Source organism: Marichromatium purpuratum 984 (assembly GCF_000224005.2).
Classification (GTDB): domain Bacteria; phylum Pseudomonadota; class Gammaproteobacteria; order Chromatiales; family Chromatiaceae; genus Marichromatium; species Marichromatium purpuratum.
Window position 1 is genome coordinate 865,993 of sequence record NZ_CP007031.1, and the last position, 15,126, is coordinate 881,118.

Genomic DNA, 15,126 nt, shown 5'->3' on the forward strand with positions numbered 1-15,126 from the left:
CGCGGCCGATGTTTGCAAGGATTGTGTGGATTCGACGCCCGCTTGTAAATCCCGGCGCGCCAGCCGCCAGCCGCCAGCCGCCAGCCGCCAGCCGCGGGAAGTTTGAACCGCAAAGCCGCAAAGGGCGCGAAGGGATTCAAGCTGCCAGCCATCAGCGGCCAGCCGCCAGTGGAGGGTCGGCGTCGACGATAGCGCCACTCCCCATTCGCTGTCAGCGGCCGGTTGGCGTGCGTTTTCGACCAACACTCGAAGACAGGCAACCACTGGCGGCTGGAGGCTGATCGCTGGAAGCTGCTTTGAACCGCAAAGGCCCGAAGGGCGCGAAGGGATTCAAGCTGCCAGCCATCAGTGGCCAGCCGCCAGTGGAGGGTCGGCGTCGACGATAGCGCCACTCCCCATTCGCTGTCAGCGGCCGGTTGGCGTGCGTTTCCGACCAACACTCGAAGACAGGCCACCACTGGCGGCTGGAGGCTGATCGCTGGAAGCTCTTCTCTCCTTTGCGTGCTTTGCGGTTCAATCTCCTGGCCGCTGGCCGCTGGCCGCTGGCCGCTGGCCGCTGGCCGCTGGCCGCTGGCCGCTGGCCGCTGGCCGCTGGCCGCTGGCCGCTGCTGTTCCTACGTCGTCGCGAGCTTTGTGGTTTAATCCATCCCCATGTTCCATCCCCTGTCACTCTACATCGGTCTGCGCTACACGCGTGCGCGTCGTCGCAACCACTTCATCTCCTTCATCTCGGGGATCTCGATGGTGGGCATCGCGCTCGGCATCGTCGCCCTGATCGTGGTGCTGTCGGTGATGAACGGCTTCCACAAGGAGATCCAGCAGCGCATCCTCAGCATGGCCTCGCACGCGACCCTGAGCGATCCCTTCGGTGGCGGCCTCGACGATTGGCGGCCGCTGCTCGAGCAGGTGCGCGCGCATCCCGATGTGGTCGGCGCCGCGCCCTTCGTCGAGGTCCAGGGGATGCTCGCCAACGGCTCGCGGGTGAGCGGGGCGATGGTGCGGGGGATCCTGCCGCGCGAGGAGGACCAGGTCGCCGAGTTGCGTCGCGACATGATCGGCGGCTCGGTCGACGACCTCGTCGACGGTGAATTCAACATCGTCCTCGGTCGCGATCTCGCCGGCTATCTGGGGGTTGCGCCGGGCGACAAGGTCACCGTGGTCACCCCGCAGGTGAGCGCCACACCGGCCGGGGTGATGCCGCGACTCAAGCGCTTCACGGTGAGCGGGGTGTTCTCGGTGGGGATGGCCGACTACGACCGCAACGCCGCTTTCATCCACATGCGTGACGGCGCGCGGCTGCTCGGACTCGGCGACAACGTCTCCGGGGTGCGACTCAAGCTCACCGACATGTGGGCCGCGCCGCGGCTGGTGCGCGAGATCGCCTACGATCTCGGTGGCGCCTATCGCGTCGTCGACTGGACCCAGGTGCACAGCAACTTCTTCAGCGCGCTGGCGATGGAGAAACGGATGATGAGCATCATCCTCTTTCTGATCGTCGCCGTGGCCGCCTTCAACATCGTCTCGACCCTGGTGATGGTGGTCACCGACAAGCAGTCCGACATCGCGGTGCTGCGCACCCTCGGTGCCTCGCCGGCGCGGGTGATGGGGGTGTTCATGGTGCAGGGCACCGCGATCGGGTTGATCGGCACCCTGGTCGGGGTGGTCGCCGGTGTGGTGCTGGCGCTCAATGTCGAACCTGTGGTGGCCTGGATCGAGGGCGTGTTCGGGGTGCATTTCCTCGATCCCTCGATCTACTACATCAGCGCGCTGCCCTCGGACGTGCAGCTCGTCGACGTGCTGCGAGTCGGTGGCGCGGCCTTCGCGATGTCGGTATTGGCAACGCTCTATCCGGCCTGGCGCGCGGCACGGACCGACCCGGCGGAGGCGCTGCGCTATGAGTGATCCACGGACACCGGAGGCGGTGCTCGAGACTACCGCCCTGACCAAGACCTTCCGCCAGGGACCCGCCGAGGTCGAGGTGTTGCGCGGGGTCGACTTCCGCGTCGGCGCCGGTGAGCGGGTGGCGATCGTCGGTGCCTCGGGCTCGGGCAAGAGCACCCTGCTGCACTGTCTCGGCGGGCTCGACCGGCCGAGCACCGGTCGGGTGTGCTGGCGTGGTCAGGACATCGTCGGACTTTCCGAGGCGCGGGTGGGACGATTGCGCAACCGTCATCTCGGCTTCGTCTACCAGTTCCACCACCTGTTGCCCGAGTTCACCGCGCTCGAGAACGTCGCCATGCCGTTGCTGATCGGCGGCATGCGCCCACGCCTGGCGCGCGAGCGCGCGCTCAACCTGCTCGCTCAGGTCGGACTGGCGCACCGTGGCGCCCATCGCCCGGCTGAACTCTCCGGTGGTGAACGCCAGCGCGCGGCGGTGGCCCGCGCCCTGGTCACCGAGCCCGACTGTCTGCTCGCCGACGAGCCGACCGGGAACCTCGACCGCAACACCGCCGCCGCCGTCTACGAGCTGATGCTCGAACTCAATCGCGACATCGGCACCGCGCTGGTGATCGTCACCCACGACCCCGAACTTGCCGCGCGGATGGATCAGCGCTGGCGGCTCGACGAGGGCGCGCTGGTCGCGGCCCGGTAGCGGGCGCGCCGGCGCTGGATCTCGCGCATCAGCTTCCAGCGCCACAGCGCCTGAATGGTGAGATAACCGGCCACCGAGCACAGCGTGGCGCAGACCAGTGAGCCGAGCAGCAGCGGCGCGAGCACCGCTAGCCAGTTGCGCCAGTCGATCCAGAAGTGCATGTCGAAGCCGACCACCGGTTGGTCGAGCAGCCAGCAGCCGAGCACATAGGCGCCGTAGAACATCGGCGGGATGGTGATCGGGTTGGAGATCCAGATCAGGGTCACCGAGATCGGCAGGTTGACCCTGGCGGCAATCGCCAGCCCTGCGGCCATGAACAGGTGGCCGAGCGGCGGTAGGTACATCACGAACAGGCCGACTGCGACGGCGCCCGAGACCGAACGTCGGTTGAGATGCCAGAGATTGGGGTCCTGCAGTAGCTTTCCGAAGATACCGAGCTGCCGATTTTCCAGGATCTTCCGGGGGTCCGGCATGACCCGTTTCAGCGATTTCTTCACGCGGAGAGTCCGACTGGTCCCAGGGGGCGACGCAGGCGCCAAGTATAGGTCAGACGGGTGGCGTGGTGTGCGGATTGTCTCCCTGACCGCCGGTCTGTGGTGCTGATCGCCGCAGCGCTCGCCTTCGTCCTCGGCGCCCTGGCGGCGCTGCTGCTGCCGGTGCTGCCGCCGCCGGGTTGGTTGGTGGTGACGGCGCTGGTGCTGTCGCCGGGGTGGCGACGTCCACGGGTCCGTCTGGTCAGTGCCGCGCTGCTCGGTCTCTGCTGGTCGCTGTGGTCGCTCTCCTCCCTGGTCTGTCATCCGCTGCCCGATGAACTGGTGCGCGCGCCCCTGGTGGTCGAGGGGCGGGTCGATGCGCTGCCGGTGAGACGAGGTCATCTCACACGCTTCACCTTCCTGGTCGAGCACGCCTCCCATGCCGGCGAGTCGGTCGATTTCACCGGCCGGGTCAGCCTGTCTTGGTATCGTGACGCCCCGCTGCTCAGTCCCGGTCAGCGCTGGCGGTTGCCGGTCCGGCTCAAACCTGTGCACGGCTATGCCAACCCGGGTGGTTTCGACTACGAGCGCTGGCTGTTCGCGCGGCGGGTGGTGGCGACCGGCAACCTGCGCGCCGGCGAGCCGCCGCGGCTGCTCGATCCCGCTCCGTCTGGCTATCGGCTGGCGCGGCTGCGTCAGCGGCTTGCCGATCATCTCGCGGCAACCCTCGGCGAGCGCCCGGCGCTCGGTGCGGTGCAGGCGCTCACCCTGGGGTTGCGCGATGCCCTCACGCCGCGCGACTGGGAGGTGCTCACCCGTACTGGGACCAATCACCTGCTGGCGATCTCCGGGCTGCATGTGGCGGTGATCGCGCCCGCGGTGTTCTGGCTGGGGCGCCTGCTGTGGTCGCGCAGTCGGCACCTGACCCTGTGGCTCGCCGCGCCCCGCGCCGGTGCACTGTTCGCGGCGAGCGCGGCGCTCGGCTATGCCGCGCTCGCCGGCTTCGCGATCTCCACCCAGCGCGCACTGATCATGCTTGCGGTGGTGCTCGGCGCGCTGTTCTGGCGGCGGCCATTGCGCCCCTGGCAGGGGTTCGTGATGGCGCTCGCCGGGGTGATCGCGCTCGATCCGCTGGCCCCGCTCGGGGCCGGGTTCTGGCTCTCCTTCGGTGCGGTCGCGGCGATCCTGTTGGCGCTCACCGGACGCCTGCCGAGCCGCACGCCGTGGCGGCGCTGGGGACAGGTGCAGTGGGCGGTGAGCATCGGACTGTTGCCCTTGCTGTTGTTGCTGTTCGCCCGTGCCTCGCTGGTCGCGCCCCTGGTCAATTTGGTGGCGGTGCCGCTGTTCTCGCTGCTGCTGCCGCTGTTGCTGGTCGCTGCGGTGTTGAGCCTGCTGCCCGGGCTGGCTGCACCGCTGCGCGCCGTCGCCTGGCTGCTCGAGCAGGGGCTCGATGGTCTTGGCTGGATTGCCGACCAGCCGTGGTCGGCCTTCGCGCTGGCGGCGCGTCCGCCCTGGGTGTGGTTGGCCGCGACCTTGGGCGTCGCGCTGTTGCTCGCCCCGCGCGGGCTGCCGGGGCGCTGGCTGGGTCTGGTGGGGCTGGCGGCGCTGGCGCTGGTGCGCCCGCAGCCGCCACCGCCGGGCGCATTGTGGCTGACCCTGGTCGATGTCGGTCAGGGGCTGGCGGTGGTGGCGCGCACCCATGAGCACACCCTGGTCTATGACACCGGCCCAGGGTTCGCCAGTGGCTTCGAGACCGGCAGCGCGGTGCTGGTGCCGCTGTTGCGCGCCCAGGGCGTCGAGCGGGTCGACCGGCTGGTGATCAGCCATGCCGACCGTGACCATGCCGGCGGGCTGGCGGGACTGCGCCGCGGCGTGGAGGTCAGGCGTGTCGATTCGGGCGAGCCGGCTGCGCTCGGCCTCGCCGGCGTCGGGCGCTGTCGGGCGGGGCAGGGCTGGGTGTGGTCGGGGGTGCGCTTTCGCTTCCTGTACCCAGTGACCGGGGGCGGTTCGGGCAACGACGCCTCCTGTGTGCTGCGCATCGAGGTCGGGGATATCTCGGTGCTGCTCACCGGCGACATCGGCGCCGCAGTCGAGCGCCAACTCGTCGCGCGCCATGGCGCGGCCCTGCGCAGTCGCGTGCTGGTGCTCGCCCATCACGGCAGCGCCAGCTCATCGAGCGCGGCGTTGCTCGATGCCGTTGACCCCGAGCTGGCGCTGGTCGCATCGGGCTATGCCAATCACTACGGCTTCCCTGCCGAGACGGTGTGCGCGCGCCTCATCGCGCGTGACATCGAGACGCGAGGGACGGCGCACGAGGGCGCGCTGACACTGCGTCTCGATGCCGAGGGCCTGTCGATCGAGCCGGGTTGGCGCGCTCGTCATGATCGGCTCTGGCGTCATCGCCCCGCGGCCGGCTGCGCCCCGCGCTGCCCCTGGGCCTGCGGTCGCGCCCGTACCCTCGCGGCCTGGTTCGTGCCGCTGCCGGCCCCGCTCACCGCGCCGACCTGTCGGGAGCGAGCGCCGGCCATCAGCCGGACGGATTGAACCGCAAAGACTCAAAGAGCGCCAAGGGAAGGGCGTGTTGCGCTTGCAGTGATTCGTGATCGCGCCTCAACAGAGCGCTCGCACTTAAATCCTTTGTCTCCTTTGGGTCTTTGCGGTTCGTATCGGCGGCCGATGCCCCGATGGCTGGAGGTCGAGGGCTTCGAGTATCATGAAGGGTCAGTCTCGGCCCATTTGGGGCGAGGCCTTCAGTCACAGTCCGCGCCGAGGAGTTCGCCCTTGCTAGATCTGATGTACGCCGGCGGCTGGTTGATGGTGCCGATCATCGCCAGCTCCGTGGTCGCCACCGCGATCGTCATCGAACGCGCCTGGATGCTGCGCCGTGCCCGCATCATGCCGCCGGGGCTGCTGGCGCGGATCTGGCAGCTCTACCGCCTCGGTCAACTCTCCGACAGCCAGATCGAGGAGATCCGCTACGGCTCGCCGCTGGGACGGATGCTCGCCGCCGGTCTGGCCAATCGGATGCACTCGCGCGAGGTGATGAAGGAGGCGATCGCCGAGACCGGCCGCCAGGTGGTCGTCGAGCTGGAGCGCTTCCTCAACACCCTGGGGACCATCGCCGCGGTGACCCCGCTGCTCGGCCTGCTCGGCACCGTGCTGGGTATGATCGATGTCTTCGCGGTGATCATGGAGGCCGGGGTGGGCAATCCCGGGGTGCTCGCCGGGGGCATCTCCGAGGCGCTGATCACCACCGCCGCCGGGCTCTCGGTGGCGATCCCGACGCTGATGTTCCATCGCTTTTACGACAACCGGGTCTCGCGTCTGGTGGTCGACATGGAGGAGTTGTCGCTGCGTCTGATCGAGGTGATCAAGGGCGAGCGCGAGGACACCGTGGAGGCCGGGGCATGAACCTCAGACCCCAGCGCAAGGCCCCGATCGACATTAACCTGACGCCCTTGATCGACGTGGTCTTCCTGCTGCTGATCTTCTTCATGGTCTCGACCAGCTTCAAGGACGAGGCGCGGCTGCGGGTGCAGCTGCCCGAGGCCGAGGGGGTGGCGGCATCGGCCGAGGAGCCGCCCGAGACCCTGACCATCGTGATCGACGCCGAGGGGGTGTTCTTCCTCGGTGAGGAGCGGGTGCTCGGCGATGATGCCGCGACCCTGGGGCGGGCGATCGCCGCCGCGCTCGCCGGGCGCGACAGCGCGCCGGTGCTGATCCAGGCCGATGCCCGCACCCCACACCAGGCGGTGATGACCGCGCTTGATGCCACCGCGCGCCAAGGACTCAATCAGGTCGCCTTCGCCGCGACCCGCAACGGGGAGGCGCCATGAGCGACCCGCAGACACCATCCCCGGCGCCCGCTGCGGCGAGCGCCATCTATCGCCGCCTGCTCGGCTACGTCCGCCCCTACTGGCGGATGTTCTCCGTCGCCATCGTCGGCATGCTCGCCTTTGCGATCACCGAGCCACTGTTCGCGGCGATGATGCAGCCGCTGATCGACGGCAGCTTCGTCGAACGCGACGAGACCGTGGTGCGGATGATGCCCCTGCTGCTGGTCGCGCTCTTTCTCGGGCGCGGTATCGCCGGCTTCGTCAACAACTACTGTCTGAGCTGGGTCGGACGGCGGGTGGTGGCCGATCTCCGCCAGGAGATGTTCGAGCACCTGCTGCGCGCACCGACGCGCTATTTCGACAACACCGGCTCGGGCCATCTGCTCGCCAAGCTCACCTACAACGTCGAGAACGTCGCCACCGCCGCGACCTCGGCGGTCACCACCCTGGTGCGCGACGGCTTCACCGTGCTCGGGCTGATGGCCTACATGCTCTATCTCGACGCCGAGCTGTCGGTGATCTTCCTGCTCATCGGTCCGTTGATGGCCGGTGCCATCAAGTACGCGACCAAGCGCTTCCGCCGTCACAGCAAGCGCATCCAGGACCGCGTCGGTGAGCTCACCCATGTCGCCCAGGAGGTGATCGACGGTCATCGGGTGGTCAAGGCCTTCGGCGGTCAGGCGCGCGAGGCGCGTCACTTCGGCGCGATCAACGAGAAGACCCGTTCGCTGCAGATGAAGATGATCGCCACCGAGGCGGCGAGTGTGCCGCTGGTGCAGCTGATCTCGGCGATGGCGATCGCGGTGATCGTCTATCTCTCGACCATGCAGGGGCTGCAGGACAACATCTCGGTCGGCACCTTCATGTCCTTCATCGTCGCCATGGCGCTGCTGCTGCCGCCGGTCAAGCGTCTGACCTCGGTCAACGCCCATCTGCAGCGCGGCATCATCGCCGCCGAGAGCCTGTTCGAGCTGCTCGACGCAGAGGAGGAGGACGATCGTGGGCGCGGCGAGGTCGAGCGGGTCGCCGGACGCATCGAGTATCGCGGCGTCACCCATCGCTACAGCCCCGACAAGCCGCCGGCGATCCGCGAGCTGGAGCTGAGCGTCGCCTCGGGCGAGAAGATCGCCCTGGTCGGGCGCTCGGGCAGCGGCAAGAGCACCATCGCCAGCCTGTTGCCGCGCTTCTACGACCCCAGCGAGGGCGAGATCCTGATCGATGGCACGCCGATCCGCGACCTCACCCTGGGCTCGTTGCGCCGTCAGATCTCGCTGGTCACCCAGGACGTGGTGCTGTTCAACGACACCATCGCCAACAACATCGCCTATGGCCAGCCCGAGCCGCCGAGCCGCGAGCGGCTCGAACAGGTCGCCGAGAGTGCGCACGCGCTGGAGTTCATCCGCGCCCTGCCGCAGGGCTTCGACACCGTGGTGGGGGATCGTGGCGTGCTGCTCTCCGGCGGTCAGCGCCAGCGTCTGGCGATCGCCCGCGCGATGCTCAAGGACGCCCCCATCCTCATCCTCGACGAGGCGACCTCGGCGCTCGACACCGAGGCCGAGCGCCACATCCAGGCCGCACTCCAGGAGCTGATGGAGGCGCGCACCACGCTGATGATCGCCCACCGGCTCTCGACCATCGAGCGCGCCGACCGCATCCTCGTGCTCGATGCCGGGCGGATCGTCGAGCAGGGCAGCCATCAGGCGCTGCTCGAGCGCAACGGCTATTACGCGCGGCTGCATCGGCTGCAGTTCCACGACGGTCTCGTGGCCGAGGGCTGATGCGCTGGATCGACCCGGCCCGCGTCTGGTACGCCCGGCACTGGCTCGGCGTGCTGCTCGCGCCCCTCGGCGTGCTCTATTGCGCGCTCGCCACGCTGCGGCGGCTGGGTTTTCGGCGCGGCTGGCTGGCGAGCACACGGTTGCCGGTGCCGGTGGTGGTGGTCGGCAACCTCAGCGTCGGCGGTACCGGCAAGACCCCGGCGGTGATCGCCCTGGCCCGACTGCTGCGCGAGCAGGGCAGGCGACCGGCGATCCTCACCCGCGGCTATGGCCGACGCGCGGACGGGGTGCGCCGGGTCGCGCCGAGTGATGACCCCGAGGAGGTCGGCGACGAGCCGCTGCTGCTCGCGCGTCACGCCGGCTGCCCGGTGGTGGTCGGCGCCGACCGGGTGGCGGCGGGGCGCCTCGCGCTTGATCGTTGCGACTGCGACCTGCTGCTTACCGACGACGGGCTACAGCACTACCGGCTGGCGCGCGACGTCGAGATCGCCGTGGTCGATGGCCGGCGTGGGCTGGGAAACCGGCGCTGCCTGCCTGCCGGGCCGTTGCGCGAGTCGCCGCGCCGGCTCGAGGCGGTCGACCTGGTGCTCTACAACGGCGGCGAGGCGCCGCCGGGGGCGGGGCGGATGCGACTGGTGCCGGGCGCGGCACAGGCGCTCGACGGCTCCGGTCGCGCCCGCCCGTTGAGCGCGTTCCGGGGGCGGCGGGTGTGCGCGGTGGCGGGGATCGGCAATCCCGACCGCTTCTTCGCCATGCTCGAGGCGCATGGTCTGGTACTCGACCGCCGCCCCTATCCCGATCATCACGACTTCACCGCCGCCGAGGTCGCGGCCTGGCCCGCGGGGCCGGTGCTGATGACCGAGAAGGACGCCGTCAAGTGCGCCCGGTTCGGTGGCGGTGATCACTGGTACGTCCCCGTCGAGGCCGAGTTCGATGCCGACTCGCTGGCGGGGCTGTTGACTCGACTGGCAAGGGTGAAGAGGCATGGCTAAGGGTTTCAAGGTGGTGATTCCGGCGCGTTACGGTTCCTCCAGGCTGCCGGGCAAGCCGCTGCTGGAGATCGCCGGGGAGCCGATGATCCGGCACGTGGTGGCGCGGGCCTGCGCCAGCGGCACCGACGAGGTGGTGGTGGCGAGTGATGACGCGCGCATCCTCGAGGCCTGCGCCGGACTCGATGCCACGACCCAGCTGACCGCGACGGAGCACCGTAGCGGCACCGAGCGGGTGGCCGAGGTGATCGCCGCGCGTGGTTGGGAGGCCGACACCGTGGTGGTCAACCTGCAGGGCGATGAGCCCTGCATGCCGGCGGCGCTGATCGACCAGGTGGCGAGCGACCTGGCCGGGTGCCCAGGGGCGGGGATGGCGACCCTGGCCTCGCCGATCCGGCGGGTCGAGGCGCTGTTCGATCCGCACGTGGTCAAGGTGGTGACCGATGCCGAGGGCTTCGCGCTCTACTTCTCGCGCGCGCCGCTGCCCTGGCATCGCGACGAGTTCCTCGGCAGCCGCGCGAGCCTGCCCGAGTCGGTGACCTTCCTCCGTCACATCGGGCTCTATGCCTATCGCGCCGGGTTCCTCGAGCGCTATCTCGCCTGGCCACCGGCGCCGCTCGAGGTCGCCGAGTCGCTCGAGCAGCTGCGCGTGTTGTGGCACGGCGAGCGCATCCATGTCGGCATCGCCGAGCGTACCCCCGGCCCCGGGGTCGATACCCGCGAGGACCTGGGGCGTGCCGAGGCGTGGATGAGCGCCGACGACTGAAGCGTTGCCGTCAGTGGCGCCGTGCGAGGGTCGGGGTGAGGGTGTCGAGCAGTTCGCGCAGCGGTGCCGAGGGGCAGCGGTGACGGTCGAACAGCGGCACCTGCAGCAGGGTGTTGCGTCGCTGGCGCGGACGGCCGTACTGGTCGGCCTGGATCTCGGCGGCGTGTTCGTCGTCCGACTCGAGGATCAGCAGCTCCTCGCCGGGGAGCAGGTCGATCAGTCGCCAGGAGGCGCCGCGCAGTCGACAGCGGCGCCCGAGCAGCGTGCGGACCTGGTGTAGCAGCGCCTCGCGGTCGTGCCGGCCCTGTGGGGTCGTGGGTCTGGTGTGCATCGCGCCTCCCGGGTGGGTGTAGCCTGTCGCCGTCGTCTCGGCCTCCGTGCCGCGTCTGTCCCTGTGCTCGATGATGGCGCCACCGGGTTGAGCTTTCCAGTCGCGGACTCCAGCACCTGACCTTGCGGGTCAATCACGCGGACAGACCGCTGGAGGTCGAGACCATGAGTGCACCGATCATCCGTACCTTCGTCACCGTCTTCATCTGGGCGCTTGCCATGCCCGTGGTCGGGGCCGATGCCGCCGCGGTCGGTGCCGCGGAGGCTGCTGGTGCCGGCGGTTGGTTGCGACTCGAGGGCGCTGCTCGCGTGCCCGCCGGCCGCCGCCCGGCGCCGACCCGGCAGACGGGCACGCGGCTGCTCGAGCAGCGCCAGGACGAGCGGCGCGCCTGGCAGTCGCTGCGGCGTGAGTCGCGTGCCGCCTCCCCGTCCCCTGACGCCCCGGCGCGCGACGGTGGCAGTTGGCGGTTGCGGATCGAGCGTCAGAGCGCCGCGCAGGCACGCCAGCGCGAGGCGCAGCGGCTCAGGCGCGAGCGCGCCGGCGACTGAGTCCGGCGCCGGGCGCTGCTATGATCGGGGCGTGTCAGCCAGCGATGGAGGGAGTAGCGAAGTGAAACGCGAGACCAAGGCCAGGGTTCTGTTCGTCTGCATGGGCAACATCTGTCGCTCGCCGACCGCCCACGGGGTGTTCCGTCAACTGCTGCGCGCCCGTGGCCTCGAGCAGCTGGTCGAGATCGACTCGGCCGGCACCCATGCCTATCACGCCGGGGAGCGCCCGGACCAGCGCGCCAGCGACACGGCGCGCGCCCGTGGCATCGACATCCGCGATCTGCGCGCACGGTGTGTCGAGGCCGATGATTTCGAGCGCTTCGACTATGTGCTGGCGATGGATCAGGACAACTACGCGCACCTCGCCGCGCTCTGCCCGCCCGGGCTGGAGTCGCGCCTGGGGTTGTTCATGGACTTCGCCCCGGACTATCCGCAGCGCGAGGTGCCCGATCCCTACTATGGTGGCCGGCGCGGCTTCGATCAGGTCTTCGACATGGTCGAGGCGGCCGCGCGTGGTCTGCTCGAGGATCTCAACGCACGTTTTCTGTGACCCCGGCGCCGTCACCCTCGTCGTGGTCCGGGCGGCGCTCGGTGAGCGCGGCATAGCGGCTGTGATGACGGTAGCCTCGCAGGTCCTGGCGCAGAGATTCGGCCAGACGCAGTTCGAGATCCTGGGGGTGGATGCCGATGCGCAGCCATCCCCGGGCGCGCGCGCGGCTGCGGTTGATGCGGTTCCACAGCCGGACCGCGCGGGCGCGCGCCGCGGTGTCGGCCTCGTAGCCGAGCATCGGCACCGGCGCGAACAGTCCGCTCTCGGCCGAGAGCACCCCGGAGAGGTACTCGTAGCGCTCGAAGGGCAGCTCGGCGAGCGCCGAGCGCGCGATCCGGCCCATCGCCCAGGCCGGCGGCACATAGAGTTCGGGCGCGTCCAGTCCCTGATCGCCGAACCAGGCGTGACAGCGACTGATCAGCGCGCCGATGCCCTCGGCATCGAGCGCCAGGTGCTCGGCGACGTCACGCGAGATGAGGCGCGCGTGCAGGCGGTGATACCAGCCGCCGTAGCGCCCAACGCGATGGTGCCAGCCGTGTCCGGCCAGCTCGTGGCCGCGTTGCTGCCACTGGCGTAGCCGCGCGAGGGCGGTGCGATCCCAGGCGCCGCCGGGGATCACCAGCAGGGTGACCGGATAGACCCGCTCGGCCTCGAGCAGGGCGAGCAGCCGCTCGACCCGGGGGAGGGTCTCGGGCATCACATCATGCACCGAGACCAGGGTTCTGGGGGTGTCGTCAGTCGCGCATGTCGACGCAGTGTCCATGATCGCCCGAGAGTACCGATAGCCAGTGTTGAAGGTTGCGACGGTTGATTTCGATCGCCGCCGCGCGCGCCAGGTGCGCCTTGCGCTCGCGCAGGGCCGGATCGAGCGCGCGCACCCGTGTCAGGGTGTCGGCGAGCGTCTCGTCCTCGCCGATGGCGTGCAGCCCGCGCCCGAGCAGTTGCCAGCTGAGGATACCGCATGCGGAGGAAACCACCACGATGCGGGCGCGTGCCATCGCCTCGAGCGCGATGGTACCGAAGGACTCGACCCGGGAGGGCAACACCAGGGCGTTGACCGAGTCGAGCAGGTCCATGATCTGGCCGCGCCGTACCCAGCCGAGGTGTTTGAGATTGGAGCGTTCGGCGCAGCGTTGCTCGAGCCAGGGGCGCAACGGGCCGTCGCCGGCGACCAGGAATTCGATCTCGGGGAGCCGTTGTGCGGCCTCGACGATACTCTCAAGGTTCTTCTCCGGGGCCAGTCGGCCGGCGAACAGCACCCGACCGAGATGGGGCGCGATCGGCCGAGGCGGACAGTCGAGAAAGCGCTTGGCGATCGGCGTGGCCATCAGCGCGGCGCGGTCGGCGCCGATGCGTCGCGCCACCTCGACCATCTCGTGTGAGTTGGCGAGCACCAGCTGGCTGCGGCGGAACAGCATGCGGTGACAGGTGCCGAGATAGGCGTTGGCCACGCGCGCGCGCAGGCCACTCCACTCGGGGAAGAGATCGGTGAGTGCCTCGAAGTGGGTGTGGAAGCCGACTACCAGGGCGATATCGCGCCGCCCGGCCAGGTGCATGCCGAGCATGCCGAAGGGGCCGGGGGTGGGGACGACGATGGCGTTGGGGCGCAGTCGGCGCAGTCGGCCGCTGACCAGTGGCCAGGAGGGCAGCAGCAGCTTCTGGGTGGGGTCGCCGGGGAGCGGGAAGGTCAGCCCGCCGTGCCAGTTGCCACGGCGATAGCGTGGCGCGATCAACTCGACCCGGGCGCCGGCGGCGCGCAGGTGATCGGCGAGGTCGCGATAGTAGGCGCCGACCCCGTTACGCTCGGGCGCGGCGTCGGAGAGGATGGCCACGCGTAGCCCCGAGGCGTCGATCGGGTCGGCGTGCGCGGTGACCTGGTCAGGGCGCGGGGTGCTCAACATGGCAGCGCGGCTTCCGTGGTTTGCGGGGGCGTCGGGGGCGCGGCCGATGGCGGCGCGTCCCGATCATCGATGACGCGTGCGCGCAGGCGACGATAGCAGGCGCCGAGGTCGTGCTCGATGCGCTCGGGGTCGAGCCCGAACTGCGTGAGGCTGTACTGGTGCGCGCTGCGATAGCTGCGGGCATGGCGCTGACGCGCCTGGAGTCGGGCGCGGTAGTCGGCCTCGAGGGTGAGTCCGAGCTGACTGTAGATGGTCTCGATGCTCGGACCGAGTCGCTCGCGCAGCTGCTCCATGCTCACCCAGGCACAGCGCTCGCGCGGGACGTCGGCAAGGACTCGCTCGAGATTGTGGTAGTAGAAGCCGAGTTGTTCGGTCATGCGGCGCTCGAACGCGGGCTCGACGGCGCCGATGCCGAACAGCTTGGCGCCGCCGGCGATCGAACTCAGTTGCGAGGGCAGGGTCTCCTGCGGGGCGCGCAGACAGACCACGAAGCGGGCGTCGGGATAGCGCGCGCGCAGCGCCTCGGCGAGCGGGGCGAAGGCGGCATTCTTCGACAGCAGTCGCTTGTCCGTGCCGTGGACATAGAGATGGCGCTGCAGACAACGATGGTAGTGCTCGAGGAGCCGGCTGCGCAGCGGCTCGGGCATGTCGCGGTCGAAGCTGCCCATCTGCCACAGTCGGCGCGAGTCGGGGAAGGGCAGGACGAGGATGAAGCAGGCGAGCGCCGGCAGCAGCGCGAAATAGTCTTCCTCGGGATCATCGAGGCGCATGCTGTGGACCGCGTCCAGGGCGCCGAAGGCGTAGCGCTCGATCCGGCGCAACAGCCGGGCGAGCGGGGCGCCGAGCCGGGCGTCGAGACGACCGAGCCCGAGCCAGAAGCGGCGCGCGCTGATCGAGAGCGCGAACAGGCACTCCCAGGTGGTGAAGGTGGTGACACCGGGATCCTCGGCCAGCACTCGGTGGAGATGGGTGGTGCCGCTGCGTGGCACCCCGAGGATGAACAGTGGCTCGCGGATCTGGACCCGGCGATAGTCGGGGTAGAGCAGTTCGTCGAGCGCCAGGCCGAGCCAGTGGATCAGCTGGATCAGGGCGAACAGCGGCACGAAGACGAGCATCAGCAGGGGGCGGACATAACCCGCCCAGCCGGCGCCGCGTCTGGGGACGAGGGCACGCAGGGCGAGCCCGAGAAGGTGCAGCTGGCTGGAGATGAAGAGTCTGAGCATCGTCCGTCCTCAGCCCGAGCGCCGCCACGAGTGCGCCTGCGGGCTCCGGTGGTGCATGCGTGCGGGTCGCCGATGACGACCCGCACGGGTTCAGGGTAACCGCAGCAGGGCGGACCCTAGCACGCGCGAGGTGACGGT

At 69.7% G+C, this 15,126-nt stretch carries 15 protein-coding genes; 10 read left to right on the top strand and 5 right to left on the bottom strand.

What is annotated here, in order from left to right; all coding sequences use genetic code 11:
- Positions 1 to 651 precede the first annotated feature (651 nt).
- Both MARPU_RS03995 and lolD read left to right on the top strand, forming a co-directional pair.
- Positions 652 to 1,902: a lipoprotein-releasing ABC transporter permease subunit gene (locus MARPU_RS03995; protein WP_005224386.1), complete on the top strand. Its 1,251-nt coding sequence runs from the start codon at positions 652 to 654 to the stop codon at positions 1,900 to 1,902.
- Entirely contained in the window at positions 1,895 to 2,593 is a 699-nt protein-coding gene (gene lolD / locus MARPU_RS04000) for a lipoprotein-releasing ABC transporter ATP-binding protein LolD (protein ID WP_005224387.1), read from the top strand. Before MARPU_RS03995 ends, lolD begins: the two co-directional genes overlap by 8 nt.
- Here lolD and MARPU_RS04005 read toward each other — a convergent pair.
- Positions 2,548 to 3,066 (bottom strand): DUF2062 domain-containing protein, encoded by a 519-nt coding sequence (locus MARPU_RS04005; RefSeq protein WP_005224388.1) that lies wholly within the window; start codon positions 3,064 to 3,066, stop codon positions 2,548 to 2,550. The two genes, lolD and MARPU_RS04005, sit on opposite strands and share 46 nt — an antisense overlap.
- A gap of 123 nt (positions 3,067 to 3,189) precedes the next feature.
- On the opposite strand from MARPU_RS04005, the gene MARPU_RS04010 reads away from it, so the two are divergent.
- The 6 genes from MARPU_RS04010 to kdsB all read left to right on the top strand — a co-directional run bounded on the left by MARPU_RS04010 (position 3,190) and on the right by kdsB (position 10,435).
- A complete protein-coding gene (locus MARPU_RS04010; protein ID WP_232229495.1) occupies positions 3,190 to 5,610 on the top strand; it encodes a DNA internalization-related competence protein ComEC/Rec2 in 2,421 nt (806 codons plus the stop codon).
- 237 nt (positions 5,611 to 5,847) lie between these two features.
- Positions 5,848 to 6,477 (top strand): MotA/TolQ/ExbB proton channel family protein, encoded by a 630-nt coding sequence (locus tag MARPU_RS04015; protein ID WP_005224390.1) that lies wholly within the window; start codon positions 5,848 to 5,850, stop codon positions 6,475 to 6,477.
- Positions 6,474 to 6,902 carry an ExbD/TolR family protein gene (locus tag MARPU_RS04020; protein WP_005224391.1) on the top strand — a complete coding sequence of 143 codons (429 nt, stop codon included), beginning with the start codon at positions 6,474 to 6,476 and terminating at the stop codon, positions 6,900 to 6,902. The genes MARPU_RS04015 and MARPU_RS04020 overlap by 4 nt, the downstream gene beginning before the upstream one ends.
- On the top strand, positions 6,899 to 8,680 hold the full coding sequence (gene msbA, locus MARPU_RS04025) for a lipid A export permease/ATP-binding protein MsbA (RefSeq protein ID WP_005224392.1): 1,782 nt from the start codon (positions 6,899 to 6,901) through the stop codon (positions 8,678 to 8,680). The genes MARPU_RS04020 and msbA overlap by 4 nt, the downstream gene beginning before the upstream one ends.
- Positions 8,680 to 9,672, top strand: a complete 993-nt coding sequence (gene lpxK / locus MARPU_RS04030) for a tetraacyldisaccharide 4'-kinase (RefSeq protein ID WP_005224393.1) — start codon at positions 8,680 to 8,682, stop codon at positions 9,670 to 9,672. The genes msbA and lpxK overlap by 1 nt, the downstream gene beginning before the upstream one ends.
- Complete coding sequence (gene kdsB, locus MARPU_RS04035; RefSeq protein WP_005224394.1) at positions 9,665 to 10,435, top strand: 3-deoxy-manno-octulosonate cytidylyltransferase; 771 nt, start codon at positions 9,665 to 9,667, stop codon at positions 10,433 to 10,435. The genes lpxK and kdsB overlap by 8 nt, the downstream gene beginning before the upstream one ends.
- A gap of 10 nt (positions 10,436 to 10,445) precedes the next feature.
- On the opposite strand, the gene MARPU_RS04040 is transcribed toward kdsB, so the two are convergent.
- Entirely contained in the window at positions 10,446 to 10,766 is a 321-nt protein-coding gene (locus MARPU_RS04040) for a hypothetical protein (RefSeq protein WP_005224395.1), read from the bottom strand.
- A 164-nt stretch (positions 10,767 to 10,930) separates the two neighbouring features.
- On the opposite strand from MARPU_RS04040, the gene MARPU_RS04045 reads away from it, so the two are divergent.
- Both MARPU_RS04045 and MARPU_RS04050 read left to right on the top strand, forming a co-directional pair.
- On the top strand, positions 10,931 to 11,314 hold the full coding sequence (locus MARPU_RS04045; protein WP_005224396.1) for a hypothetical protein: 384 nt from the start codon (positions 10,931 to 10,933) through the stop codon (positions 11,312 to 11,314).
- A gap of 61 nt (positions 11,315 to 11,375) precedes the next feature.
- The gene (locus tag MARPU_RS04050) at positions 11,376 to 11,864 is read left to right on the top strand and encodes a low molecular weight protein-tyrosine-phosphatase (protein WP_005224397.1); all 489 of its coding nucleotides are present in this window, start codon (positions 11,376 to 11,378) and stop codon (positions 11,862 to 11,864) included.
- Here MARPU_RS04050 and MARPU_RS04055 read toward each other — a convergent pair.
- The 3 genes from MARPU_RS04055 to MARPU_RS04065 are packed head-to-tail and all read right to left on the bottom strand — an operon-like array spanning position 11,845 to position 14,988.
- Entirely contained in the window at positions 11,845 to 12,561 is a 717-nt protein-coding gene (locus MARPU_RS04055; RefSeq protein ID WP_005224398.1) for a DUF2334 domain-containing protein, read from the bottom strand. The two genes, MARPU_RS04050 and MARPU_RS04055, sit on opposite strands and share 20 nt — an antisense overlap.
- A 37-nt stretch (positions 12,562 to 12,598) precedes the next feature.
- Positions 12,599 to 13,765 carry a glycosyltransferase gene (locus tag MARPU_RS04060; protein ID WP_005224399.1) on the bottom strand — a complete coding sequence of 389 codons (1,167 nt, stop codon included), beginning with the start codon at positions 13,763 to 13,765 and terminating at the stop codon, positions 12,599 to 12,601.
- Positions 13,759 to 14,988 (bottom strand): sulfotransferase, encoded by a 1,230-nt coding sequence (locus MARPU_RS04065; protein WP_005224400.1) that lies wholly within the window; start codon positions 14,986 to 14,988, stop codon positions 13,759 to 13,761. Before MARPU_RS04065 ends, MARPU_RS04060 begins: the two co-directional genes overlap by 7 nt.
- Positions 14,989 to 15,126: the final 138 nt, after the last annotated feature.

What these genes read in the sequence shown, in the direction of transcription:
- MARPU_RS03995 (WP_005224386.1), top strand. Translation starts at nt 652, where the DNA reads ATGTTCCATCCCCTGTCACTCTACATCGGTCTGCGCTACACGCGTGCG.
- lolD (WP_005224387.1), top strand. Translation starts at nt 1,895, where the DNA reads ATGAGTGATCCACGGACACCGGAGGCGGTGCTCGAGACTACCGCCCTG.
- MARPU_RS04005 (WP_005224388.1), bottom strand. Translation starts at nt 3,066, where the DNA reads ATGCCGGACCCCCGGAAGATCCTGGAAAATCGGCAGCTCGGTATCTTC.
- MARPU_RS04020 (WP_005224391.1), top strand. Translation starts at nt 6,474, where the DNA reads ATGAACCTCAGACCCCAGCGCAAGGCCCCGATCGACATTAACCTGACG.
- msbA (WP_005224392.1), top strand. Translation starts at nt 6,899, where the DNA reads ATGAGCGACCCGCAGACACCATCCCCGGCGCCCGCTGCGGCGAGCGCC.
- lpxK (WP_005224393.1), top strand. Translation starts at nt 8,680, where the DNA reads ATGCGCTGGATCGACCCGGCCCGCGTCTGGTACGCCCGGCACTGGCTC.
- kdsB (WP_005224394.1), top strand. Translation starts at nt 9,665, where the DNA reads ATGGCTAAGGGTTTCAAGGTGGTGATTCCGGCGCGTTACGGTTCCTCC.
- MARPU_RS04040 (WP_005224395.1), bottom strand. Translation starts at nt 10,766, where the DNA reads ATGCACACCAGACCCACGACCCCACAGGGCCGGCACGACCGCGAGGCG.
- MARPU_RS04045 (WP_005224396.1), top strand. Translation starts at nt 10,931, where the DNA reads ATGAGTGCACCGATCATCCGTACCTTCGTCACCGTCTTCATCTGGGCG.
- MARPU_RS04055 (WP_005224398.1), bottom strand. Translation starts at nt 12,561, where the DNA reads ATGCCCGAGACCCTCCCCCGGGTCGAGCGGCTGCTCGCCCTGCTCGAG.
- MARPU_RS04060 (WP_005224399.1), bottom strand. Translation starts at nt 13,765, where the DNA reads ATGTTGAGCACCCCGCGCCCTGACCAGGTCACCGCGCACGCCGACCCG.
- MARPU_RS04065 (WP_005224400.1), bottom strand. Translation starts at nt 14,988, where the DNA reads ATGCTCAGACTCTTCATCTCCAGCCAGCTGCACCTTCTCGGGCTCGCC.